The sequence below is a fragment of the Psychromonas ingrahamii 37 genome, assembly GCF_000015285.1.
Classification (GTDB): Bacteria; Pseudomonadota; Gammaproteobacteria; order Enterobacterales; family Psychromonadaceae; genus Psychromonas; species Psychromonas ingrahamii.
Map to the genome: position 1 here is coordinate 1,198,064 of NC_008709.1, position 23,562 is coordinate 1,221,625.

The 23,562-nt window shown below is 40.0% G+C and carries 19 protein-coding genes, 1 rRNA gene and 1 pseudogene; 11 read left to right on the forward strand and 10 right to left on the reverse strand.

The window, feature by feature from the left end; all coding sequences use genetic code 11:
* Nucleotides 1-65: 65 nt before the first annotated feature.
* From rrf to PING_RS05115, 8 genes are all read left to right on the forward strand, one after another.
* Nucleotides 66-181 (forward strand): 5S ribosomal RNA (gene rrf, locus PING_RS05085).
* A 999-nt stretch (nucleotides 182-1,180) separates the two neighbouring features.
* Nucleotides 1,181-1,609: a universal stress protein gene (locus tag PING_RS05090; protein ID WP_011769358.1), complete on the forward strand. Its 429-nt coding sequence runs from the start codon at nucleotides 1,181-1,183 to the stop codon at nucleotides 1,607-1,609.
* A 220-nt stretch (nucleotides 1,610-1,829) separates the two neighbouring features.
* Nucleotides 1,830-2,255, forward strand: coding sequence for a universal stress protein (locus tag PING_RS05095; protein ID WP_011769359.1), 426 nt, complete (start codon nucleotides 1,830-1,832; stop codon nucleotides 2,253-2,255).
* A gap of 310 nt (nucleotides 2,256-2,565) precedes the next feature.
* Nucleotides 2,566-4,470, forward strand: coding sequence for a molecular chaperone HtpG (gene htpG / locus PING_RS05100; RefSeq protein ID WP_011769360.1), 1,905 nt, complete (start codon nucleotides 2,566-2,568; stop codon nucleotides 4,468-4,470).
* Nucleotides 4,471-4,678: 208 nt separating this feature from the next.
* A complete protein-coding gene (gene adk, locus PING_RS05105) occupies nucleotides 4,679-5,323 on the forward strand; it encodes an adenylate kinase (protein ID WP_011769361.1) in 645 nt (214 codons plus the stop codon).
* Nucleotides 5,324-5,609: 286 nt separating this feature from the next.
* Entirely contained in the window at nucleotides 5,610-5,732 is a 123-nt protein-coding gene (locus PING_RS21765) for a ferrochelatase (protein WP_157035305.1), read from the forward strand.
* Nucleotides 5,733-5,765: 33 nt separating this feature from the next.
* Nucleotides 5,766-6,269 (forward strand): NlpC/P60 family protein, encoded by a 504-nt coding sequence (locus PING_RS05110; RefSeq protein WP_011769362.1) that lies wholly within the window; start codon nucleotides 5,766-5,768, stop codon nucleotides 6,267-6,269.
* Nucleotides 6,270-6,750: 481 nt separating this feature from the next.
* Complete coding sequence (locus tag PING_RS05115) at nucleotides 6,751-7,197, forward strand: universal stress protein (RefSeq protein WP_011769363.1); 447 nt, start codon at nucleotides 6,751-6,753, stop codon at nucleotides 7,195-7,197.
* Between the two features lie 211 nt (nucleotides 7,198-7,408).
* On the opposite strand, the gene PING_RS05120 is transcribed toward PING_RS05115, so the two are convergent.
* The 5 genes from PING_RS05120 to PING_RS05140 all read right to left on the reverse strand — a co-directional run bounded on the left by PING_RS05120 (nucleotide 7,409) and on the right by PING_RS05140 (nucleotide 12,558).
* Nucleotides 7,409-8,536 carry a ribosomal protein uL16 3-hydroxylase gene (locus PING_RS05120; protein WP_011769364.1) on the reverse strand — a complete coding sequence of 376 codons (1,128 nt, stop codon included), beginning with the start codon at nucleotides 8,534-8,536 and terminating at the stop codon, nucleotides 7,409-7,411.
* A gap of 133 nt (nucleotides 8,537-8,669) precedes the next feature.
* Nucleotides 8,670-10,043 carry an adenylosuccinate lyase gene (gene purB, locus PING_RS05125; RefSeq protein ID WP_011769365.1) on the reverse strand — a complete coding sequence of 458 codons (1,374 nt, stop codon included), beginning with the start codon at nucleotides 10,041-10,043 and terminating at the stop codon, nucleotides 8,670-8,672.
* Nucleotides 10,044-10,097: 54 nt separating this feature from the next.
* The gene (gene hflD / locus PING_RS05130) at nucleotides 10,098-10,727 is read right to left on the reverse strand and encodes a high frequency lysogenization protein HflD (RefSeq protein WP_011769366.1); all 630 of its coding nucleotides are present in this window, start codon (nucleotides 10,725-10,727) and stop codon (nucleotides 10,098-10,100) included.
* A gap of 51 nt (nucleotides 10,728-10,778) precedes the next feature.
* Nucleotides 10,779-11,882: a tRNA 2-thiouridine(34) synthase MnmA gene (mnmA, locus tag PING_RS05135; protein WP_011769367.1), complete on the reverse strand. Its 1,104-nt coding sequence runs from the start codon at nucleotides 11,880-11,882 to the stop codon at nucleotides 10,779-10,781.
* Between the two features lie 370 nt (nucleotides 11,883-12,252).
* Entirely contained in the window at nucleotides 12,253-12,558 is a 306-nt protein-coding gene (locus tag PING_RS05140) for a hypothetical protein (RefSeq protein WP_041766921.1), read from the reverse strand.
* Between the two features lie 389 nt (nucleotides 12,559-12,947).
* On the opposite strand from PING_RS05140, the gene dauA reads away from it, so the two are divergent.
* On the forward strand, nucleotides 12,948-14,669 hold the full coding sequence (gene dauA / locus PING_RS05145) for a C4-dicarboxylic acid transporter DauA (protein WP_011769369.1): 1,722 nt from the start codon (nucleotides 12,948-12,950) through the stop codon (nucleotides 14,667-14,669).
* Between the two features lie 278 nt (nucleotides 14,670-14,947).
* Here dauA and PING_RS05150 read toward each other — a convergent pair.
* Nucleotides 14,948-15,400, reverse strand: a pseudogene (locus PING_RS05150) (DUF1810 domain-containing protein).
* A gap of 309 nt (nucleotides 15,401-15,709) precedes the next feature.
* On the opposite strand from PING_RS05150, the gene PING_RS05155 reads away from it, so the two are divergent.
* A complete protein-coding gene (locus PING_RS05155; protein ID WP_041765991.1) occupies nucleotides 15,710-17,587 on the forward strand; it encodes a DUF294 nucleotidyltransferase-like domain-containing protein in 1,878 nt (625 codons plus the stop codon).
* A 10-nt stretch (nucleotides 17,588-17,597) separates the two neighbouring features.
* Nucleotides 17,598-18,314, forward strand: a complete 717-nt coding sequence (locus PING_RS05160; RefSeq protein ID WP_011769371.1) for a 3'-5' exonuclease — start codon at nucleotides 17,598-17,600, stop codon at nucleotides 18,312-18,314.
* A gap of 82 nt (nucleotides 18,315-18,396) precedes the next feature.
* Here PING_RS05160 and PING_RS05165 read toward each other — a convergent pair whose 3' ends face one another.
* The 4 genes from PING_RS05165 to PING_RS05180 form a co-directional block, all read right to left on the reverse strand.
* Nucleotides 18,397-19,974 (reverse strand): BCCT family transporter, encoded by a 1,578-nt coding sequence (locus PING_RS05165; protein ID WP_011769372.1) that lies wholly within the window; start codon nucleotides 19,972-19,974, stop codon nucleotides 18,397-18,399.
* Nucleotides 19,975-20,234: 260 nt separating this feature from the next.
* The gene (locus tag PING_RS05170) at nucleotides 20,235-20,891 is read right to left on the reverse strand and encodes a DUF4328 domain-containing protein (RefSeq protein ID WP_011769373.1); all 657 of its coding nucleotides are present in this window, start codon (nucleotides 20,889-20,891) and stop codon (nucleotides 20,235-20,237) included.
* A gap of 121 nt (nucleotides 20,892-21,012) precedes the next feature.
* The gene (locus PING_RS05175) at nucleotides 21,013-21,939 is read right to left on the reverse strand and encodes an aminoimidazole riboside kinase (protein WP_011769374.1); all 927 of its coding nucleotides are present in this window, start codon (nucleotides 21,937-21,939) and stop codon (nucleotides 21,013-21,015) included.
* Nucleotides 21,940-22,058: 119 nt separating this feature from the next.
* Nucleotides 22,059-23,516 (reverse strand): sucrose-specific PTS transporter subunit IIBC, encoded by a 1,458-nt coding sequence (locus tag PING_RS05180; RefSeq protein ID WP_011769375.1) that lies wholly within the window; start codon nucleotides 23,514-23,516, stop codon nucleotides 22,059-22,061.
* Nucleotides 23,517-23,562 lie beyond the last annotated feature (46 nt).

Here is a 23,562-nt window from a genome sequence, read left to right on the forward strand (position 1 = left end):
ACAAATATTTATGATTGCTTGATAAAAACAACAATAAAAGCAGCTTTTCTAATTAACTTTTTATGCTTGGCGACCATAGCATTGTGGTACCACCTGATCCCATTCCGAACTCAGCAGTGAAACGTAATTGCGCCGATGGTAGTGTGGGGTCTCCCCATGTGAGAGTAGGTCATCGCCAAGCGCATAATAAACGATAAATCCCTGTTGACTAACGTCAGCAGGGATTTTTTCGTTTAATCGCTTGAGACGATGACCTACTCTCGAGTAGGGAGGCGAATTTTGCATTAGCAAAGTGTCATGAGCGGGCTAAGCTCTGCGTGCCCTGGTTGTTTGCCGGTAGGCAAGGTTTACGAGCGGGTGAGCTCTGCGAATCCTGTTCCATCGCCAAGCGCCTAATAAACGATAAATCCCTGTTGACTAGCGTCAGTAGGGATTTTTTCGTTTTAGCGCTTGATGCGATGACTAACTCGAATATGGGATATAAAGAGCAGCCACACAGTGGCATTCAATCCATGTGATAGTCGGGGTGAGTTCAGCGACAGCTGAGTGTTACGAACGGGCTAAGTTTTTACGTGCCCTGGATAATTTGGCGAGAGCCAAGGTTCATGAGCGGGTGAGCTCTGCGAACCCTATTCCATCGCAAGTATCTCGCACAAGCTGAGCAATTAAATCTAAAACAATCCCTGTTGATTAACGTCAGCAGGGATTTTTTCGTTTAAGCGCTTGGACGATGACCAACTCGAACATGGGAAAGGAAAAAGCATGCTGCAGGGCGAGTATCGCAGCAGCGATGGTTCACGAGCGGACAAGCTCTGCGCGTCCTGTAGTTTCCTTTTATGTGAGAGTAGGGAGGCGAATTTTGCGGAAGTGAGTGTCACAAACAGACTAGCTCTGCGGACCCTGTTCTATCGCCAAGCGGCTTTTTATAAAGTATATTTTTAAATAGTGAAGCAGGGTTAAAATTGATATAAAGCAATAAAACACCATGGAATACATGATATTTTTGGGGCTGGTGCTAATCTTATGTTGAAGGTTTTTAAAACGCGATTATAACTGTTTAGTATTAATTCTATTTTAGATTGGAGTCTTTTTTTCGATGCTAAAGTATATTTTCTTGATATTTAAGCCGTTAGATTAAAGGATTATTTTATTTATTAATAGAGTTAATTGTGAGGATGACATGAGCTATAAACATATATTAGTTGCAGTTGATTTATCTAAATCAAGTGAGAAAGTGATCAGTAGGGCTGTCTTGTTGGCTAAAGATACAAACGCTAAAGTTTCACTTATTTTTGTCGACGTAGATAACGTATCTAACATTGGACTTGTGAATTTAGAAATTGATAGCCTGCCTTCTATTGAGGAAAGAGAGAAAACATTACAACAAGACCTGCAGGCCTTAGCTGTTAAAGCTGATTATCCTATTGAAAATGCCATTATAGTAATGGGAAATTTTAACCGCAGGGTAAACGCAGCCGTTGAAAAAATAGGTGCTGACCTATTGGTTTGTGGGCATCACCATGATTTTTGGAGTCGATTACTATCAGCCACACGTAAAATACTTAATTCGACAACTACCGATCTATTAATTATTTATCTTGATAGCTAAGCAATCGAGTTTGTTATTAATACTAAAAAACTAAATATAAATAACTGTTCTTTCTTGCTCCGCTGGAATTCAGACCGTTTTAGGTAGGAACATGAGTGATCATATATTGATGCTCTTATGAATTTATGCGCCTTAAACTGAAATAGAAAAGTGGCTCTGAATGGAGTCTTTATTAATCAATTAGCATTAAATACATATGCAGAACATTTGGGGAAAGATTATGAGTTATAAACATATATTAGTCGCTGTTGATTTATCACGGTCAAGCGAATTTATTGTTGCTAAGGCTGTTTCACTGGCTAAAGATAGTAATGCTGCCATCTCACTTATTTATGTTGATGTAGATTATGCAGATAATTTCACAGGGTTAAGTTATTCAGAGTTTAATAAATTAGCGCCCATTAGTGGAAGAAGCATTATATTGGAAAAAGAGTTACAAGAATTAGCTAAACAAATTGATTATCCTATCACTAATACTTTATTTGTAAGCGGTGATTTAAATAAAAATCTGCAGGTAACCGTTAAGGAGATAGGTGCTGACTTATTAGTGTGCGGACACCATCACGACTTTTGGAGCCGTTTACTCTCTTCGGTACGCAAGTTGGTGAACTCATCATTAATAGATATGTTAATTGTCCAATTGTAGTTTGAGTTTAAATTTACAATCTCCTGCTTATGGTTAGCTCAGAATATGGCTTGACAGCTTAATATTAATTGCTATGCCAATGGTGTTTTTGGAAATGTGACTTCAGGTGTGCTGGCTGTATTGCAAGCAGACCTGAAAATATAAACAGATCAATTAATTAACTATATTGTCATTATTTAGCACATGCCTCGTTAAGTTTATTTTGTAAAAAACATCTTGTGGACCTTGAAATCTTATCCTATGACCCCATTTTATTTTCATCGTTTATACCAAAGTCTTGTTTAGGCTAAATCTGAGAGAAATAGATATTATGGAACATCAACAAAATCATACTTTTAGCGCGGATACCGGCAAACTTCTTAAGTTAATGATTCATTCTTTATATTCCAATAAAGAAATATTCTTACGTGAACTTGTCTCTAATGCAGCAGATGCTGCCGATAAGTTACGTTTTAAAGCACTTTCTGACGGTTCTTTATTTGAAAATGATGGTGACTTACGTGTTCGTTTGAGCTTTGATGCAGATCTTAAAACTATTACTATTAGTGATAATGGTATCGGTATGAGCCGAGATGAAGTTATCGAACACTTAGGTACTATTGCAAAATCAGGTACCAGTGATTTCTTTGAGCAACTTTCTGGTGATCAAGTTAAAGATTCGCAACTTATAGGTCAGTTTGGTGTTGGTTTTTATTCTTCATTTATTGTTGCAGACAAAGTCACTGTTAATACGCGTAAAGCGGGCGAGCCAGCTTCTCAAGGTACCTGCTGGATTTCTACTGGCGAGTCAGATTACACCGTTGCTGATATAGAAAAAGCGGGTCGTGGTACTGAAATAACGCTTCACCTTCGAGATGATGAAACTGAATTTTTAAATGACTACAAATTACGTGGTATTGTTTCTAAATATTCTGATCACATCAGTATTCCTGTTGAAATGTTCAAAGAAGCAACTGAAGAGTCTGAAGGTTCTGATGGCGAAAAAGTTCCTGCGACAGAAGCAACTTGGGAAGCCGTCAATAAAGCGACAGCACTTTGGAGTTGCTCTAAGAGCGAACTTAAAGATGAAGAATATAAAGAGTTTTATAAACATATTGCTAATGACTTTGAAGATCCTCTAACATGGAGCCACAACAAAGTTGAAGGTGAGCAAGCCTATACAAGCTTACTTTATATCCCTAAACGTGCTCCTTATGATCTTTGGAACCGTGAAAAAGCGCATGGTCTAAAACTGTATGTTCAACGTGTCTTTGTTATGGATGATGCAGAGCAGTTCATGCCAACTTACTTACGTTTTGTAAAAGGTGTGCTTGACTCAAACGACCTACCATTAAATGTTTCTCGTGAAATCTTACAAGATACACGTGTTACCGCCAAGTTACGCAGCGGATGTACTAAACGTGTTCTTGATTTGCTTACCAAGCTTGCTAAAAAAGATGATGACGCATACAACCTGTTCTGGAAAGAGTTTGGTCAAGTATTAAAAGAAGGTCCTGCTGAAGATTCATCAAACAAAGAAAAAATCGGCAAGCTATTCCGTTTCTCTTCGACTGAAACTGATTCAACTGAACAAACTGTTTCTTTAGATGCGTATATCAGCCGTATGACTGAAGGACAAGATAAGATTTATTACATTACTGCTGATAGTTTTAATGCGGCAAAAAATAGTCCTCACTTAGAAGTGTTACGTGAAAAAGGTATCGAAGTATTATTACTTTCAGATCGTATTGATGAATGGTTATTAAGCCATTTACCTGAATATGATGGCAAAACTTTTACTTCTGTTACCCAGGGAGATCTTGATTTAGGTAAGCTTGACAGTGAAGAAAAGAAAAAAGAACAAGAAAAACAAGAAACTGAATTTGCCAGCTTTGTTGAGCGTGTAAAAGCTGTCTTAGGTGATAAAGTTAAAGATGTACGTTTAACGCATCGCCTAACATCAACGCCTTCTTGTATCGTAGCTGACAACGATGATATGAGCACACAAATGGCTAAATTAATGGCTCAAATGGGACAACCAGTACCAGAGAGCAAACCCGTCTTTGAACTGAATCCTGAACATGTAATGATTGTTAAATTAGCTGATATGGCTGATGAAGACTTATTTGCCCAGTGGTCAGAACTATTACTTGAACAAGCAATTTTATCTGAGAAAGGCAGTTTAGATGATCCTTCTGAATTTGTTGGCCGCATCAACAAGCTGCTACTCGCTTAATCCTGCTCGTTAGTTTATTTAAAAGGCCAACTTATGTTGGTCTTTTTTTTATCTAATCGAATGCTAAAGTCAAAGAATCCTATTTTGTATATTGAACTTAGATCTAATATTCTTTGTATCGCCCTGCAAGTTTGGGCATATCACCTTGAGAAATTTACCTAAAAAGTGTAAATTTCGCTTTCAATTTATTTATTACAAAGGATGTAAGATGCGCATTATCTTGTTAGGTGCTCCAGGTGCCGGAAAAGGTACACAGGCTCAATTTATGATGGACAAATATGGCATTCCGCAAATCTCTACGGGTGACATGTTACGTGCAGCAGCAAAAGCAGGCACAGAACTTGGTTTAAAAGCAAAAGAGCTAATGGACGCAGGGCAACTTGTTTCTGATGAATTAATTATTGATTTAGTAAAAGAGCGTATTAGCGCAGAAGACTGTGCTAAAGGTTTCCTACTTGATGGATTCCCTCGTACTATCCCACAGGCTGATGCAATGAAAACAGCTGGTGTTGCGGTTGATTTCGTACTTGAATTTGATGTGCCAGATGAAGAGATAGTTAAACGTATGGCGGGTCGTCGTGTCCATGCGGGTTCTGGTCGTACTTACCACATTGTTTACAACCCGCCAAAAGTAGCGGATAAAGATGATGTAACTGGTGATGACCTGTCGATTCGTCCTGATGATGAAGAGTCAACCGTGCGTAAACGTCTTGATATTTACCATACTCAGACGGAGCCGCTTGTTGCTTATTATAAAAATGAAGCTGGGCAGGGTAATGGCGAATATCATAAATTTGATGGCACTAAAACTGTTGACGTTATCAGTGCTGAGTTAGCAACTGTTCTTGGTTAATGGATTTTATGACATAAAATAAGGGGCATTTAGCCCCTTTTTTATTGTGCCGTAAGAAATAGACAAAAAATGGGTAAAAAAACCGCCGTTCTACTGGTTAACTTAGGGGTACCAAACTCTTCATTGAAAAAGAGTGTTCACCAATTTCATGTTATTTTATTCGATCAACCTTGTTGATTTTTGCTAGCCTTATTAAACGTTGTTATTTTACCGCTATTAATTTTGTCCATGATTACCATGATCATCCCCTGTATATTTAAGCCTTAGAAAATTTTATTTAAGATCATTGTCGATCGAAAATAAAGCATTATTTTTAGACCGTAGTGGTGAAAAATACGACTATATTCGATGCTTGAATGATAACGATCAGCATATACAAATGATGGAAGCTTTAGTAAAAAATAACTAGGATTTAGTAACTACATTAAGGTGAATTGCATTGATGGTAAATAAGTTAAAGGTGAGCTGCTGCTCTATTATTTTATTAATCATGCTGAGTGCATGTTCGAGTTCTTCCCCTGTTGCGGGGCAATCAGAATCTTTTAAAAAAATAACAGATGGAACATTGATGGAAGAGGTCGCCAGTGTTTTATTACGTAATGAATTTGATATTTGGGAAGGTACTCCCTATCGCTTTGGCGGAACGAATAAGCAGGGTATAGATTGTTCAGCCTTGATACAAAAAATCTACTTAAGCAGTTTCAATCTAAAATTGCCGCGCACCACTAAAAGACAATCTCGGCAAGGTTATCTTATTAATAAAAGTAAATTACAGGTGGGTGACTTGGTGTTTTTCAAAACAAGTTTAACTGATAATCATGTTGGTATTTTTATTGGTAATGGTCTATTTTTACACGCTTCCAGCAGCCAGGGGGTGATGATCTCCGTATTAAATAATAGCTATTGGCGTTCCAAATATTGGCAGTCCCGACGCATCCTCAACTGACTAAAACATTACTGCCTCTCGGCATAACAGATAATATACATACTGCTTTATTTTAGTTACACCTTCAGGCAATTGCAGCTTATCATTCATCTTATTATTGTTTTAACACAGGATTTAAAAACAGGATTTCAATACTGTTTTTTGCTTGCCTCCTAGAGCCAGTACATAAGGTTATTAGTCCTTTTAAGCGTTGTAACGCCCTGATAGATATTGCTAAAACCGTGTGGGGTTGCTGATAAAAAGGGATTCTGGTCGTTAGCAGAGGTCAATTTAGCGTTATAAGCTCAATAACCTGCTGTCAAAAATCTGATTTTACTGATTCCTGTACGGCAAAAAAAATATAAAAATTTCAATCAAAAATAGCTATCCACACAAAGTTGGCTAAGAACTCAAGGTTTTTTTGGGGCATTTTAAAAGAGTATTGTAATGAATTAATTGGCATTGGTGCTAATCTTAAGAGAGAAAGCTGAAGGTGGAGAAAATGATGAACTATGAGCATATTTTAGTTACTGTTAATTTAACTAAAATCAACCAACAAGTCATTGATCGAGCGTTATCATTAGCAAAAGCGACGGGCGCTAAAGTTTCATTCATTCATGTGGATCTCAGTTGTACAGAGAACTTTTCTATTTTAAGGGAGTGTGATGAAACGCCTGCTGAAGAGATATCTAATTCGAAGAGTGCATCGAAAGAGGAATTACAACGGCAGTTGCAGGCATTAGCTGATCGGGCTGATTACCCTATTACAAATACATTGGTCGTAAGCGGTGGATTGCGTTATAAATTGGAACAAACTATTCGAAAAATGGATGTTGACCTGCTCGTTTGTGGACACCATCATAATTTTTGGAGCCGTGTTGTCTCTTCAGTGCGTGAGCTAGTGGACACTTCTCCTATAGATTTACTTATTGTTCATCTAGATGACTGATCATTAATTTCGCTCACTCGTTATATTATCTGTGGCTTTATTTTTTTAACTGATAATGATCAGATTAAAAGCTGTTTTATCGCTTTGCACAGAGTGTATAAATAGGGGCTGTTTATATTTGAATTGAATCTATTAATAAGCAGGGGATAGCCCTGCTTATTAATATATATTGATTTTAAAAATATTGTAAATTATTCAAAGCTAAGTGTACTTAAGCTGCATACCAGTAACCCTGATTCACTAAATCAGTAAATAGTATTAGCGCATTTTTATTTTCAATTAACAGATCATATAATTCACCACCGACCTCATCTTGATCGCAAAGATGATGCCCTAACTCGGTAAAACCTTCACAATTAAATTGCTCTCCATTAATAAACAGTAATTCCGGGGCTTGTTCAAAGTAGACCGCGTGTAATCCACCTAACCTTACAAATTGTGCTCCCTCTTCCAGCTGCTCTAATATAGATTGTGCCGTATGAGGTTGCTCGGGTTCGGCTATATCAAGATCATGTTTAGCTTCGCTAATCATACGGCCAAACCAAGGCATAAGCATTTCTGGCGTTGCACAATTGGCTAACATGATACGGTGTAATTCGTTAAGCTCGGGAGTTTCAATTTGCCCCGGCTTTTCACGTAATAACATTTCCTTGTCTGCATAACGTTCTGGTGCTGGATTCGTATCGATACAGTAATCGGTAAAACTGCTTAATAGATCATTTTGATCAGGGGCACGAAATCCGATGCTGTAATTAAGTGATGTTTCAATCGAATAACCTTCATGTGGATAACCGGCGGGAATGTACAGAATATCACCCGGTTCAAGTTCGACATCAATAATGGCATCAAAGGACTCACAATGTTTAAGTGCATCATGGGCAGCAAATTCTGGTAATGCTCCTTTATCACCAACCCGCCAATGGCGTTTTCCAAGGCCTTGAATAATAAATACATCATAATTATCAATATGTGGGCCTACTCCACCTTTTGGCGTGGAGTAGCTGATCATTAGATCATCAATCCGCCAGTTAGGTAAAAAGCGGAAAGGTCGTATTAACTCCTGTGCATCGGGATGCCAGTGATCCACTGCTTGTACTAATAATGTTGCACCATCATTTTCCAATCTTTCAAAGCTTGTAAAAGGACCGCTCAGTGCTTGCCATTCACCATCCTCTTGATAAATAAGGCGGCTCTCAAGCTCTTCTTCCATTGCTAATCCGGCCATTTCATCGGGCATAATCGGATCTTCAAAATCAACAAAACCTTGTTTGATAACGGTTGGTTTTTTCTGCCAGTAGGTGTCAAGAAAATCGTTAATATCTAAATTAAGTTCGAACATATTACCTCGTTAAAAAATTTGCAGCTCACCGGGATGATGCTTTGGGGATAGTAGATAATAAACAAAAAAGGCAACCTCAGGCTGCCTTATCATTTAATCACAATATTAAGAGCAAATTGCTCTTCAATTACTTTTAGTCAGTTAATTTATCGACTAAGTTTATTGCCTGACCGATGTAATTAGCGGGTGTCATCGCCTTAAGCTCTGCTTTAACCGCATCAGTGAGATCAAGTGTATCGATAAACTGCGCCATACCAGGACCATCAACACGTTTGCCACGGGTTAATTCTTTCAATTTTTCATAGGGTTTTTCAATACCGTAACGACGCATTACTGTTTGGATTGGCTCTGCTAATACTTCCCAGTTTGAATCCAGATCTTTTAGCATGTTTGCTTCGTTTGCTTCTAACTTGCTGATACCTTTTAAACTTGCTTCATAGGCAATAACAGAGTAACCGATTGCAACACCTAAGTTACGTAATACTGTTGAATCCGTCAAATCACGCTGCCAGCGAGAAACGGGCAGTTTTGCCGCTAAGTGATCAAAGAGCGCGTTTGCTAGGCCTAAGTTACCTTCAGAATTTTCAAAATCAATCGGGTTAACTTTATGCGGCATGGTTGAAGAGCCAATTTCACCGGCAATGGTTTTTTGTTTGAAGTGGCCAAGGCAGATATAACCCCATACGTCACGGTCAAAGTCTAAAAGAATAGTATTAAAACGTGCAATCGCATCAAACAGCTCGGCGATGTAGTCATGTGGTTCAATTTGCGTCGTATAAGGATTGAATGTCACCCCTAAGCTGGTCACAAACTGTTCAGCAAACTCTTCCCAGTTCACTTCTGGGTAAGCGCTCAGGTGAGCGTTGTAGTTACCCACCGCGCCATTCGTTTTACCTAACATTTCTGTTGCTTCAATTTGTTTTACTTGACGTCGTAACCGTGCAACAACGTTAGCCATTTCTTTACCCATTGTTGTTGGAGAAGCTGGCTGACCATGGGTACGGGACATCATTGGCATTGCTTTATATTCATGTGCTTTAGCCGCGATCGCCGCAATAATTTTATTGCAGTAAGGAAGAATAACGTCTTTTTTAGCGGTAGTAAGCATTAATGCATGAGATAGATTGTTAATATCTTCAGAAGTACAGGCAAAGTGGATAAATTCCGAAATAGCATTCAATTCAGCAACATTTGCAACTTTCTCTTTTAAGAAGTACTCAACCGCTTTAACATCATGGTTCGTTGTCGCTTCAATGGCTTTAATGCGGGCAGCATCCGCCTCACTGAACTCAGATACAATAGCATCAAGATGTGCATTAGCATCCGCTGAGAAAGCAGGAACTTCTGCGATATCAGCAGTTTCAGCCAGCTTTTGTAACCAGCGAACCTCAACTTGCACGCGGAATTTGATTAAACCAAATTCGCTGAAAATGGTGCGTAAAAGTTGGGTTTTGCTACCGTAACGGCCATCAACTGGTGATACAGCTGTTAGTCCTGAAAGTTCCATTTGTTGCTCCTGATATTATGTAGTGCAGGTTGAGGTATAGTTATATAAATATGTTCAAACACGGTGTAAATTTTGTTTTGTTTGGTGGATCATCGCCTTACGGGAAAAAATTAGTTGACGACGTTTACCGCCCAGTTGACGCCATAATACCGCGGCACGTACACCGGCTAATAATAATGCGCGGATTTTGTGCTGAGTATGTTCTTGTTGCAGGCAGGTAGGACTGCCATTGATTTGAATCTTGGGCCCTAAGGTACTGATAAGATCTTTATAGATAGAATCTAAGTTACTCAGTACACTGCTGTCATTAATATCAAAATGGGCCAGTTGACGTTGAACCTGATTGATACGTTGGCTGAGGAGATTAAGTGTTGAACTGTTATTACTCAGTTTTTTCTCAAGGCTTATCATACCGATAATATATTTAGTGACCTGCATATTGCGGCTATTACTACCGTTATCCAATTGCTCAATCATGCTTTTAAAACCAACTTCAAGTACGTCATAACCACCAAAGATCTCTATTGGAGAGTCACTTTCAACGCGCATAATTGATTGTAAAGAAGCATCAAAAGCAACCGCATCGGGGCATAATCCTTTGGTTGCTATTTTATCAAGAAGATAAGCCGCCTGGCAGATGGCTGCAAAAGCGAGACAACGAGATTCTATATTGTTAAATGACATAAATTTTCTCTATTAATATGTTAATACAGTTAGTTAGGATCTTTTCAAAAATTACTTTTGCAAATGCTCTTCAATGATCGCGCCACCTAAACATACTTCATCGTTATAAAATACTGCTGACTGCCCCGGAGTTACTGCCGCTTGGGCTGTGTCAAAAATAACCTTTAATGTATCATCATCAAGCGGCGTGACAGTGCATGGGATATCTTGTTGGCGGTAACGCGTTTTGACTGTACATCTAAAGGTTGATTTTTTAGGTGTTCTGTCAACCCAATCACACTGTTTGGCAATCAAACCGTAGGAGAACAGTGCAGGATGATCCGCACCCTGGGCAACCAATAAACGGTTGTTGTCCATATCTTTGCCAACAACATACCAGGGATTTTCATTGGAGTTTTGTAAACCGCCAATACCTAAACCTTTACGTTGGCCAAGGGTGTGATACATCAAACCCTGATGCTGACCAATGACTTCGCCGGTCGGTGTCACAATATCACCCGGTTGTGCTGGTAAATATTCCTGTAAAAAATCAGTAAATTTACGTTCTCCAATAAAACAGATACCCGTACTGTCTTTTTTATTATGGGTGATCAAATCTTGTTGTTCTGCTATTCGGCGCACTTCCGGCTTTTCTAATTCACCGACAGGGAACAGACTTTTGGCAATTTGTTTTTCACCAATCGCATAGAGAAAGTAGCTTTGGTCTTTATTATTATCTAAACCGCGTAATAATTGTACGTGACCATCAACTTCACGACGGCGCACGTAATGACCCGTGGCAATATAATCTGCACCGAGATCTTCTGCGGCAAACTCTAAAAATGCTTTAAATTTAATTTCTTTATTACACATAATATCCGGATTTGGCGTACGACCCGCTTTGTATTCGGCAAGAAAATGCTCAAATACATTGTCCCAGTATTCTGCTGCGAAATTAATAGTATGTAGTGGAATGCCTAATTTATCACAGACAGACTGTGCATCTTCAAGGTCTTGGGCTGCGGCGCAATACTGATCGGTATCATCCTCTTCCCAGTTTTTCATAAATAGCCCTTCGACCAGATACCCCTGCTGCTGTAATAAATACGCAGATACTGAGGAATCTACACCGCCGGACATTCCGACGATCACTTTAACTTGGCTATTGTCTGTCATAAATAATTCTCCTACTACTAATTGAAGCGAGATTTTAGCAGAAATAAGACAAGAAAACAGAATGGATTTTATTCTTATTTTTAATAAAAAAGCATTAATATCTTACTGGTGATAGGGGGTTATTAACGATTGCGCTAATGTTTTTTAGTCAATCATGCATTACTTCATAAAGATGGGTTAATGCACACTATTTTCAAGCAAGCTTTTGTCTGTTTTTATGTTATTTATCTTGGCGTTGAGAAGTTGAATGAGGGTTATAGTATTAACTTGTTGCGGATGTTTTTATTTGGCAGACAAGGATACTCAGTAAACCCAAAAGATACGCTGTTTTATAGGTTCAAACTGCACTGTTATGTTGACTGCGTTATGCTTACTGCAAAATTTCGACAATATCCAGTGATTCCTTAATTAGCCTAATAACCCTACCTTCAACTTTTATGGTTATTATCCCCTGGTCGTCAACAGGAAAAACAATATCAGCACTGTCATAGACTTGTCTTTCCAGTTTTTCACCAACGGCAAGCTTTTTTTGCCAACCGGGAGGCAGGCTGCCTCCACGTGCCACTTTCTTTTGCAATCCAGGTGGAAGTGATTTTTCGTGATCGGACTTTGCTTCTACGCTGCTAAAAGCAAAGGTGAGTACTATAGCCAACAGGCTAATCATGACTTTTTTCATTTTCATCAATCTCAACTTAATCTGAAAATATAGTGTTTCTACCAGACTGCTTATTACCAGTCGTTTTCCTGGTATGGGCATAAACTGTTCAGGTAAAATTTATCCATAAGAAAATAACCCTTTAAATAATAATAGATTATTAAACGCTAATTATACTAATATGACAAGCACTTATCCGCCAAGTCTGCTTTGAGAAGATCTCCGATAAATTGGCTTAGTACCTTGTCTTCTCTAGCATGGCGGTAGACGAGCCTAGTGTTAATTATCCATTGGAGCCCCGATATCCTGCTTATAATTATTTGATATTTATAAAATTAATATTGAATTATCTATTATTAGTAGTAGCATTAGTCCTTCCTAACTAGCCGAATATAAGTGAAGGTCAGACCTTGTCCCATCGTGCCCACCTGTTTTCTCTGCGTATCGCTTATGCGATGCGCGAATCTTTTATAAACAATACTTACTCACGGCATGATCTGCTCAAAGATTTATTGTCCGGGATTTCCGTTGGAATTATCGCTATTCCGCTGGCAATGGCACTGGCTATTGCTTCCGGGGTTCCACCGCAGTATGGTCTCTACACCGCAGCCGTAGCGGGTATTTTGATTCCTCTGGTGGGGGGCTCACGCTTTAGCGTTTCAGGGCCGACTGCTGCCTTTGTGGTGATTATTCAACCTATTGTTTTTCAATATGGCTTATCTGGTTTACTGGTTACCACTGTGCTATCGGGTATCCTGCTGCTCGCGATGGCTTTTTTACGGCTGGGGCGATATATTGAATATGTACCGCAAGCCGTTACCTTAGGTTTCACGGGGGGGATTGCCGTGGTCATTGCCATTTTGCAGGTTGATGAATTTATCGGTATAGAAATCACTGAGTTCCCTACCCATTTTTATGAAAAAGTGGGGGTATTAATTGCCGAGATACCTGGATTTGATATTACTTCGTTATTTGTTGGTGCAATCACCCTGTTGGTATTGATTATCTGGCCCTATTTTGTCAAATCAATTCCGCCACATTTACCTGCGCTTGTGGTTGGCGGGGTAGCTGCAGTAGTGCTTGAATCAATACATCTGCCCGTTGCAACCATTGGCTCAACTTATCAATTTTTATTTCCTGATGGCTCAATGGGTCACGGTATTCCTCCTTTTCTGCCCAATTTTGAGCTTCCCTGGCTGCGGCAGTTACCTGGCGACCCTGTCTTAATCTGGAATCTTTCACTCTTTACTGATCTGCTCTCTGCTGCAGTTGCGATCGCTGCGCTCGGGGCAATCGAATCGCTACTTTGTGCCGTCGTCCTTGATGAAATGAGCCAAACGCGCCATAGCGCAAACAGTGAATTATTGGGTCAGGGTATCGGTAATATTGTTACCCCTTTTCTAGGCGGGATCACGGCGACCGGTGCCATTGCCCGATCTGCTACAAATTATAAAAGCGGCGCCAAAAGCCCATTGTCCGGGGTCTTCCATGGGATTTTTATTATATTGGCTATTTTATTCGCGGCCCCTCTTTTATCTTATATTCCAATGCCAAGTATGGCGGCTTTATTGCTTATCGTGGCATGGAAAATGGGCGAATTTCACAAATCACTGAACCTCTTAAAAACAGCCAGTAAAAGTGATATTGCGGTGTTTCTTACCTGTTTTTCACTGACTATTCTGTTTGATATGGTAATTGCTATTATCGCCGGTATTTTGCTCGCTTCATTATTATTTGTGCGCAGCATGTCAGAATTGACTGAGCTTAAAAATACCACTGAAAAATATTATTCAGTGCAACCCGCGGGTCAATTATTTAAAGTTTTTGATATTAATGGTCCGCTGTTTTTTGCTGCTGCTGATAGGATTTTTGGTGAGTTAGGCTTCTTATTAACGCAGGAATGTGATGGGATTTTATTAAATCTAGAAAATGCCTCGATGATTGATTCGGGTGGTATCTCATCATTATTAAAGTTAATCGAGGAATGTAACGCTTCCGGTACTAAAATTCACCTCAGCAATATGAACCGACCGGTTGCACGGGCGCTTATCAAAGCTAGGTTGAAGAGGGATCAGCGGATCGCTTTATTTACTACTGTTCAAGCCGCTCAAGCTGCCTTTTTGAAAAAGTAACATCACAGAAAAGAGCATGCCAAGAAGTAACCGCAGAGTCCACCTGAAATGGACTCTGCGGTTACCTATTTTTATAACGCTGTTAGGTCATCTTTATCTGTTACCTCGGTTTTATACCAAATCCATTAAATTCATGCCTATTTATGCTTGTTAAAACACATGCTAGCTAGACATAAAACTACGTTTTAGTCTTTGTTATTTATTTTATAATTAGAATAACTAGTTACTGCAATCAATGCCTTGCTTTCATGCGTTTTTCCGGCGCCTAAATAGATCATCTAATTAGTGGAATTGGTATTATTTAAAATATCCACAGATTTTTTGTCTGTCAGTCCACCAAAAAACTTAAGCAGCGTATTTTTAAAAATATCAGGACTTTTCTCTGTACTGGCAAACAGAGTCATCGATGAGTGGAATTTTAAATAATCAGGGAAAGAAAATATTTTTTGGGCACTGCTATTTTCAATAGACATCACTAAACGGGTACATTCAATTAATCTTTTCCCCAATATGGGATCTTCTAAATATGCTGTTGCTTCTTCTAAAGACTTTATGGCATATTTTTTTGCTGTTGGGCTGCACCCCAGTCCATCAATTTACGGGAAGATAAACCACATCCAGTGCGAACCCTTTTTCCCCTGTGTGAGTTCTTTTTGAACCCTTGCGTAGCATATATCCTGCGCGTCAATAAACCGCTTGAGGTTAAATCTGTCTTGCCCGTATTGCTGCATATGATCACCCTGTTGCTGTAAAGTTTTATATCTGTAATAACTTTAAGCCCAAACCAGCATAAATGGGCATAAATTTAATGGGTTTGGTATAATATGCAGATTCAGATCATCATCCAGCGGTGGGGCGTATCTCTATTCGACTTTGTTATTTAACGTTGTTATTTGAGACAGAGAGATCTGCATGCCTTAGTTTTTTTACTATTATTACGCGATGATATGCCTGTAAATTAGGGGCTGACCTTTTACTCCTATAATATCTACATGAAGATCAACATAAGCTCCAGTCATCAACAACTAGCAGGCCAATTAATGACAGCCGAACTACTCGAAATTCAAAGTTTTATTGCTCAGTACGCCCCTTTTGATCAGCTTCCTGAACAAGTAATAGTTAAAGTTGCGCAAAGTGTTGAAATCTCTTATTACCGTGCAGATAGCATGATTATTGACTTTAATGACAAAATTCATGAACTGTATATTATCCGCAGTGGGGTAGTAGAGTTATATCGCCGTAAAGGTGAACTTTATAATCGTCTTGATCAAGGGCAGTTATTTGGACAAATGGGGTTGCTAACGAATAATAAAGTACGTTTTCCTGCCAAAGCGGTAAAAGACACACTTTTATACGTTATTCCTGAGTCTGTCTTCAATGAGTTGTGCGAATCTTATGACGATTTCGCTGACTTTGTTGAGGTAGAGGACAGCATGCGTTTAAAACAGGCGGTAAAAGGTAAAAGCGACAGTGATAAAGCGCTGACCACGTCCAAAGTAAAAACATTGCTGACTAGAGCGCCACTGGTGCTTCCCCGCAGCAGCACTATTCAAGCGGTCGCGCAGATAATGGCCAGCGAAAATATTTCTGCAGCATTGATTAATGATCCTGATGCGGAGGATGAGGAGGGTAGCAGTTTCGTGGGTATTATTACGGAACATGATCTCTGCGCTAACGTTATTGCATTGGGATTAAGTGTTGATAATCCTATTTCACAAGTCATGTCGACTGATTTAATTTCACTGGATCATAACGCTTATATTTTTGAGGCGATGCTGCTTATGCTGCGTTATAACATTCATCACCTACCTATTCTAAAAAACAAAAAACCCATTGGTCTGATTGAAGTGGCAGATATTATCCGTTACGAATCGCAAAATAGTTTGTTATTTGTAAGCAGTATCTTCCAGCAAAAAAGTAGCGAGGATTTAGCACATCTTTCTGCGCAGTTAAAAAACTGTTTTGTACGCATGGTTAATGAGGATGCTAATTCTCATATGGTTGGACGTGCAATGTCTGAAATTGGCCGCAGCTTTAAGCAGCGTTTACTGACGCTCGCAGAAGAAAAGTTGGGCCCACCCCCTATACCCTACTGTTTTTTAGCGCTTGGCTCGATGGCTCGAGATGAACAGCTTATGGTCACCGATCAGGATAATGCTCTTATTCTTGATAATAGTTATCAGATCGATCTGCATGGTCCATATTTCGAGCAGTTAGCCGAGTTTGTTTGTGATGGTTTAGCCGCCTGTGGTTACACTTACTGCACGGGTTATATTATGGCAACCAATCCTGAGTACCGTAAAACACAATCCCAGTGGGAAGATTGTTTTGCTGACTGGATAGATAATCCAAACCCGCAAGCTTTATTAAACTGCTCTATTTTCTTTGATTTGACGGGTGTTTATGGCAGGTTAAAATGGGCTGAGCAGTTAAATGCTTTTATCCTGCGTAGAGCCAAGAAAAATAACCGTTTCCTTGCCTGTTTGGCGCAAAATGCGCGTAATCGGACTCCTCCATTGGGTTTCTTTAAAGATTTTGTGATGGAAAAAGACGGCCGCCATAACAATTCAATTAATTTAAAACGTCGTGGCACGGCGCCGCTTGCGGATCTTGTGCGCGTGCATGCACTGGCGATTGGCTCGCCATCGCAAAACTCATTTGAACGCTTAGACGATATTATCGAAGCGGGTATTTTGCCAAAATCAAAGGGCGAAGATCTAAAGCATGCAATGGAGCTTCTCTCTCTGGTACGTTTACGTCATCAGGCAATGGATATAAAGTCGGGGATTGAACCGGATAATAATATTGAACCAGAAAGTATGTCTGATTTTGAAAGGCGTAATCTTAAAGATGCCTTTTTAGTGCTTAGCAATGCGCAAAACTTTTTAAAATATCGTTATAGTGGCAATAAATTTTAAAGGTTAAATAATGAATAATTTCAATGACCATGAGATTTTAAACTGGGCAGCCTTTCTGCAGTTAAAAGAGCAGCTCAGTAAAGATTCACGTTTGAAGAATTTTTATAAGACAGGAACCTATCACGCTGAAACGCCATTAAGTGACATTGATTTTGTCGCACTGGATTTTGAAACGACAGGCTTAGATTCACAGCAAAACGGTATTATTAGCATTGGTCTGGTGCCCTTTAATTTACAGCGTATTTTTTGCCGAAAAGTAAAAGAATGGTACATCAATCCACAGGATAATTTACAAGAAAACTCGATTATTATTCATGGTATTACCCACTCGGATTTACAAGATGCACCTGATATTCTGAGGATTTTGGAGCAGCTTTTAGATGAACTGGCCGGAAAAGTGGTGGTGGTGCATTATCGTCGTATTGAGCGTGATTTTCTTGATCACACTTTACGCATTTTGATTGATGAAGGTATACTATTTCCAGTTATTGATACCATGCAGATTGAGGCCAATTTGCAACGGCGTAAATCGCAGGGGTTGTTTAATTTCTTTAACAAAAAACGACCAGAGTCAATTCGTCTTGCCGATAGTCGTGCTCGTTACAACTTACCCGTTTATCCGCCTCATGATGCCTTAACTGATGCAATTGCTACTGCGGAATTACTGCAGGCTCAAATTAAATATCATTTTAGTCCTGACACTGCGATTAAAAAATTATGGTTATAAAGTCTAAGCTGATTAGCGAAGATTAATAGGTAAAAAAAAAGCCGATGAATAATTCATCGGCTTTTTTTATCGCGAGTAAAAACTAGCTTTTATTTTTTTCTGTGCGCATACCCATCAACAAACTGACACACATTACTAATAGAATAATGGTAAAGGGTAGGCCAGTCGAAATAGCACCCGCTTGTAATGCCTCAATCGCCTCAGTGCCACCAACCCAGAGTAAAACAGCCGCAACTGCACCCTCGATTGTTGCCCAAAAAATACGTTGTGGAATCGGCGCATCAATTTTACCACCCGCAGTAATACTGTCTATAACCAGCGAACCGGAATCGGAAGAGGTAATAAAGAAAACCATTACCAGTAGCACAGCTATCATTGATAAGATGCTACCTAATGGCAAAGCATCAAACATCTGGAACATGGCAAGCGAAACGTCCGTTAAACCTTCACTCCCCAATATGCCGACATTATTGACAATTTGGTCAATAGCGACACCACCAAATACAGACATCCATAAAATAGTGACTGCTGTTGGTATAATCATTACTGCGGTAAGAAATTCACGTACCGTACGGCCGCGCGATATCCGCGCAATAAACATACCCACAAAAGGAGACCATGAAATCCACCATGCCCAATAAAAGACCGTCCAACCTTGCATCCAGGCTTCGTCATCGCGACCCATTGGATTACTCAAGGGGATAATATTCTTAACATAACCCATTATAGTTGTGGGGATAGAGCCGATCGAAACCGCCAGGGTCACGAGTGCAACAAAAACGACTAAAACAACAGCAATTAACATATTGACATTACTGATTAATTTAACACCACCTTCAAGGCCACGTACCACCGAGACAATAGCCAGCATAGTCACCACCACAATAATAGTGATTTGCAGGGTGAGGTCGGCTTCAATGCCAAATACATGCTGGATTCCGCCAGCAGCTTGCTGCGCGCCTAAGCCTAGTGATGTTGCTAGACCAAATAATGTGGCTAATACGGCTAACACATCAATGATATGTCCCGGCCAGCCCCAAGTACGGTCTCCCAATATCGGATAAAAAGCAGATCGTATTGAAAGCGGCAAGCCTTTATTATAAGCAAAGAATGATAAGGATAAGGCCACTACGCCATAAATCGCCCAAGGGTGTAATCCCCAGTGGTACATAGTTGCACCTAATGCAAGCTCTGCTGCAGCCGGTGTATTAGCGACTACATTTAGTGGCGTTTCATACCAGCCTGTGTAATACGCTGCGGGCTCAGCAACACCCCAAAACATCAAACCAATCCCCATCCCTGCAGCAAAAAGCATCGCTATCCAGGAAAGTCTTGAATGATCCGCTTTTGCATCGTCGCCACCTAAGCGAATTTTACCGAAAGGAGAGACAATTAATGCCAAACAGAAGATTACAAAAAAATTGGCCGACCACATAAAGAAGCTATCAAATGTTCCTATAATGTTCCATTTTAAACCATCTAAAAAATCTTTTGATATTGCCGGATCGATAACTAAAATTGTAATTAAAAAGAGTGAGATTAAACCTGCACTAGCACCAAATACAGGGTTATGTATATCAAAACCCCATTTTTGAACGTTATCCTGTCCGACAGTATAATCGGTATTATCTATACTGTATTTATCCTTATTTGTCTTCATACATCCTCGCTTAGAGCGACATGGCTCTGTTAATGTAACAGTCGATTGAATTTTCCAAAAATATTTTAACAAAATCAGATGATAATATCAGGCTTATTTCAAAATAAAAAACAAAATAACATATTAATATCATTTAGTTATAATAAAATGGTCAAGTTTTGTAAAGGTAACGACTCAGACATATCCTTTGTAATGATGGTGGATGTTCTGGGGAGTGAATAGCTTTTATCTGAGCGAAGGCTGGCGCTTTAATCTGCTTATTATTTGTGGCTGCTTTGCATTCTATAAATAGCCTTTATCATAGTATAAGTCACTATCGCCAGCAGGATATCGATGAGATTAGAAGCTTGTGAGATAAAATTAAGATTTATTAATTCAGGCAGTTTTTCTGCACTGGCCGATAAGCGGAAAACAGCTTGACCTAAGAGATTAGAGGCAAGCCACAGCGTCCACCAAAGTGGCAGAATGAGACTGCTTTTTGACAAATCTCCATCAACGAGATTTCTACTGGCCAGCCAAATTTCTTTCATTGCCTGATAGGGTTTCCATAGATTAAACACAGGAATAAAGTAATAAGCGATAGACCAAGCCGGTGTATAGTGCATATTCTGCGCATTAAGTCGGCGGGCATTATCATTGGCCCTATAAATCCACTGTAGAATTAACAGTGCCGAAGCAATAAAGGCAATCAAGGACGCAATGCCTATGGTTTGGAGTATCTCAATCGCCAGCTCAGCATCGCCATAAGCATTCGCTAGCGAGGCATAAAGCCCCTGCTGGAAAGCGGATAATAATTGATACTCTATAAACTGAAATATAATGGCTAAAACAGCGAGCAAAATCTGCGCATAAAGCACGTATTTAATCCACTTTGTGAGGTTGTCTAAACGTTTAAATCCGGCTTTGGTCGATGACAATTTATCTTATCCTTATTAGAGGCTTATAAGCCGTGCTTATTGCGACTATTCACCAGCTTAAACCGCTTATGTCTAGAAAGTAAGGTTGGTTTTATCACAAAGTAACTTGCTTAAAAACGGATTACAAATTGGCCACGTATTGTGTCAGTTGATCTTTTAAAGGCAGGGCGGTCATTGCGCCTTTTTGGGTCGTGGCTAAAGCACCACAGCCATTTGCCCATTGTACTGCATGGCGAATGTGCTCAATATCACGCCAGTTGCTGCTTTGCGCAAGATAAGTGATTAATCCACCCACAAAAGCATCTCCTGCGCCGGTCGTATCTATTGGTTTAACCGCTTTACCTGCAATGAGCTCTTGGTTGCCCTGAGTAATAACTAATGCGCCTTTTGCACCTTGCGTAATAAGCACCAGGGGATTTTGAAATTTTTTGATTGCCTCCAAGCCTGCGTCGATTGACTTTGTATCGGTTAAAAACAGCAGTTCATCATCTGAAAATTTAACCACATCAGCCATGGCTACCGCTTTTAATACTACTGATTTTATTTCGCTTGGATCAGCCCATACTTCATCACGCAGGTTGGGATCAAAACTGATAAATCCGCCTGCAGATTTAATTTTCTGGGCAGCTAAAAAAGTGCTGCTGCGACTCGGTTCGTTAGCCAGTGCAATGGAGCAAAGATGTAACCACTGATTTTTTGAAAAATCAGGGATATCTGTTGGCAGTAAAAATTGATCCGCACTTGGCTTAACCATAAAGGTGAAACTACGCTCACCCGATGCACTTAGGCCAACAACCACAGTAGAGGTGCGTTGCGCTTGGTCAAGGATCATAAAATCAGTATTGACGCCCTCGTTATTGAGCGTTTCTTTCATAAATTGACCGAATGGATCTTGACCGGCACGGCCAAAAAAGGCGCTATCCCCGCCTAATCTTGAGACCGCAACCGCCACATTAGCCGGCGCACCACCGGGGCATTTTAGATAGCTTTTTTCATTCTCTGGAATTAAATCTACAACGGCATCGCCGGTAACCCAAACTTTATTCATAACCACTCCTTTATTATCGTAAAAAACCAGTATTTTATTGAGAATACTGTTTTTGATACAGAAAAACCAGTATCTGATAAGCACTACTGGTTTTTCAAATAATATCTAACCAATGACTATTATGCCGTCGCTTGTTGGATTACTTCAGCTTGTTTTTTATTTTTCGCGTCAGCACGTTTACCGAGTATTACTGTTAGCACAAATGCGCTTGCAAATGAAATCGCCATGCCCATAACATAAGGTGTCACATCGCCTTGACGAATAGAGATAATGCCCGGTAGACCGGCTGCGCCTAGCGCACTGGCTTTCACATTAAAGAGTGTAATAAATGCACTTGCAGCGGCTGCTGCACAAATTGCCGCAATAAACGGATAGCGAAGTTTCAAGTTAACACCAAACAGAGCCGGCTCGGTAATACCCAGCAGCGCCGTCACACCGGATGGCATTGCAATACCTTTCATTTTGATATCTTTGGTTGTAAATCCGACGGCTAATGCAGCACCGCCTTGGGCAATATTTGACATTGCTGCAATAGGGAAGATAAAGGTACCGCCCGTCACTGCAATATCAGCAAGCAGTTGAATTTCAATCGCGATAAAGCTGTGATGCATACCTGTTATGACAAAGGGAGCGTAGATGAAGCCAAAGAGGGCGCCACCGATGAAACCTGCAGAATCGTATAACCAGTTCAGACCGTCACCCAGCAGGAAGCCAAGATCACGGGTGAAGGGACCGACAATGGTAAAGGTAAGCACACCGGTGATAAAGAGAGCAAGCAGGGGAGTTAGAAGGTTATCTAACACCGATGGGATAAATCTGCGCAGGCCATTTTCAATTTTGGCTAGAATAAAGGCTGCGACTAATACCGGTAATACAGACCCCTGATAACCCACTTTTTGGATTTCAAAACCAAGGATATTCCAAACCGGAATATCACCGGCAACCGCTGCACCACCGAATCCCCAACCATTAAGTAAGTCCGGGTGAACCATCAACATGCCTAGCGCAGCGCCTAAATAGGGGTTGCCACCAAACTTTTTACTGGCAGAAAATGCGATAAGAATAGGAAGGTATACAAAGGGCGCATTAGCAAAGGTATTAATCATTGCAGCAAGATCGGCTAACCCCGGATTCGCTTCAACCAGTGACAGTCCGTCAATAAATAATCCCGGTGCGACTAACAGGTTAAAGATACCCATTAACAGGCCGCCGGCAACGATTGCCGGAATAATAGGGACAAATATATCTGACAAGCCTTTAACCGCTTGTTGGATAATATTTTGTTTCTCGGCACCTGCAGAGGCAACATCCTTGGTGCTCATCTCATCTATACCAGTCAGTTTTGTCATCTGCGTATAAACCTGGTTAACGATGCCGGAACCAAAAATGATTTGGTATTGACCTGCGACCTTAAACTGGCCTTTAACACCTTCAAGTTCGCCAATGCCTTGTTCATTAATCAGGGATTCGTCGTTAATCGCAAGACGTAAACGCGTAGCACAATGCGCCAGTGCTTTAATATTATCTTTACCGCCAAGCATTTCTATTAGCTGGCTTGCAACTTTAGGGTAATTCATCTTTATACTCCGTATGATCATTTCTGTAATAGTCATGCTACTTACA

Bases quoted from the DNA above. Each gene is read 5' to 3' on its own strand.
- PING_RS05090 (WP_011769358.1), top strand. From the start codon at position 1,181: ATGAGCTATAAACATATATTAGTTGCAGTTGATTTATCTAAATCAAGT.
- PING_RS05095 (WP_011769359.1), top strand. From the start codon at position 1,830: ATGAGTTATAAACATATATTAGTCGCTGTTGATTTATCACGGTCAAGC.
- htpG (WP_011769360.1), top strand. From the start codon at position 2,566: ATGGAACATCAACAAAATCATACTTTTAGCGCGGATACCGGCAAACTT.
- adk (WP_011769361.1), top strand. From the start codon at position 4,679: ATGCGCATTATCTTGTTAGGTGCTCCAGGTGCCGGAAAAGGTACACAG.
- PING_RS05110 (WP_011769362.1), top strand. From the start codon at position 5,766: ATGGTAAATAAGTTAAAGGTGAGCTGCTGCTCTATTATTTTATTAATC.
- PING_RS05115 (WP_011769363.1), top strand. From the start codon at position 6,751: ATGATGAACTATGAGCATATTTTAGTTACTGTTAATTTAACTAAAATC.
- PING_RS05120 (WP_011769364.1), bottom strand. From the start codon at position 8,536: ATGTTCGAACTTAATTTAGATATTAACGATTTTCTTGACACCTACTGG.
- purB (WP_011769365.1), bottom strand. From the start codon at position 10,043: ATGGAACTTTCAGGACTAACAGCTGTATCACCAGTTGATGGCCGTTAC.
- hflD (WP_011769366.1), bottom strand. From the start codon at position 10,727: ATGTCATTTAACAATATAGAATCTCGTTGTCTCGCTTTTGCAGCCATC.
- mnmA (WP_011769367.1), bottom strand. From the start codon at position 11,882: ATGACAGACAATAGCCAAGTTAAAGTGATCGTCGGAATGTCCGGCGGT.
- PING_RS05140 (WP_041766921.1), bottom strand. From the start codon at position 12,558: ATGAAAAAAGTCATGATTAGCCTGTTGGCTATAGTACTCACCTTTGCT.
- PING_RS05155 (WP_041765991.1), top strand. From the start codon at position 15,710: ATGACAGCCGAACTACTCGAAATTCAAAGTTTTATTGCTCAGTACGCC.
- PING_RS05160 (WP_011769371.1), top strand. From the start codon at position 17,598: ATGAATAATTTCAATGACCATGAGATTTTAAACTGGGCAGCCTTTCTG.
- PING_RS05165 (WP_011769372.1), bottom strand. From the start codon at position 19,974: ATGAAGACAAATAAGGATAAATACAGTATAGATAATACCGATTATACT.
- PING_RS05175 (WP_011769374.1), bottom strand. From the start codon at position 21,939: ATGAATAAAGTTTGGGTTACCGGCGATGCCGTTGTAGATTTAATTCCA.
- PING_RS05180 (WP_011769375.1), bottom strand. From the start codon at position 23,516: ATGAATTACCCTAAAGTTGCAAGCCAGCTAATAGAAATGCTTGGCGGT.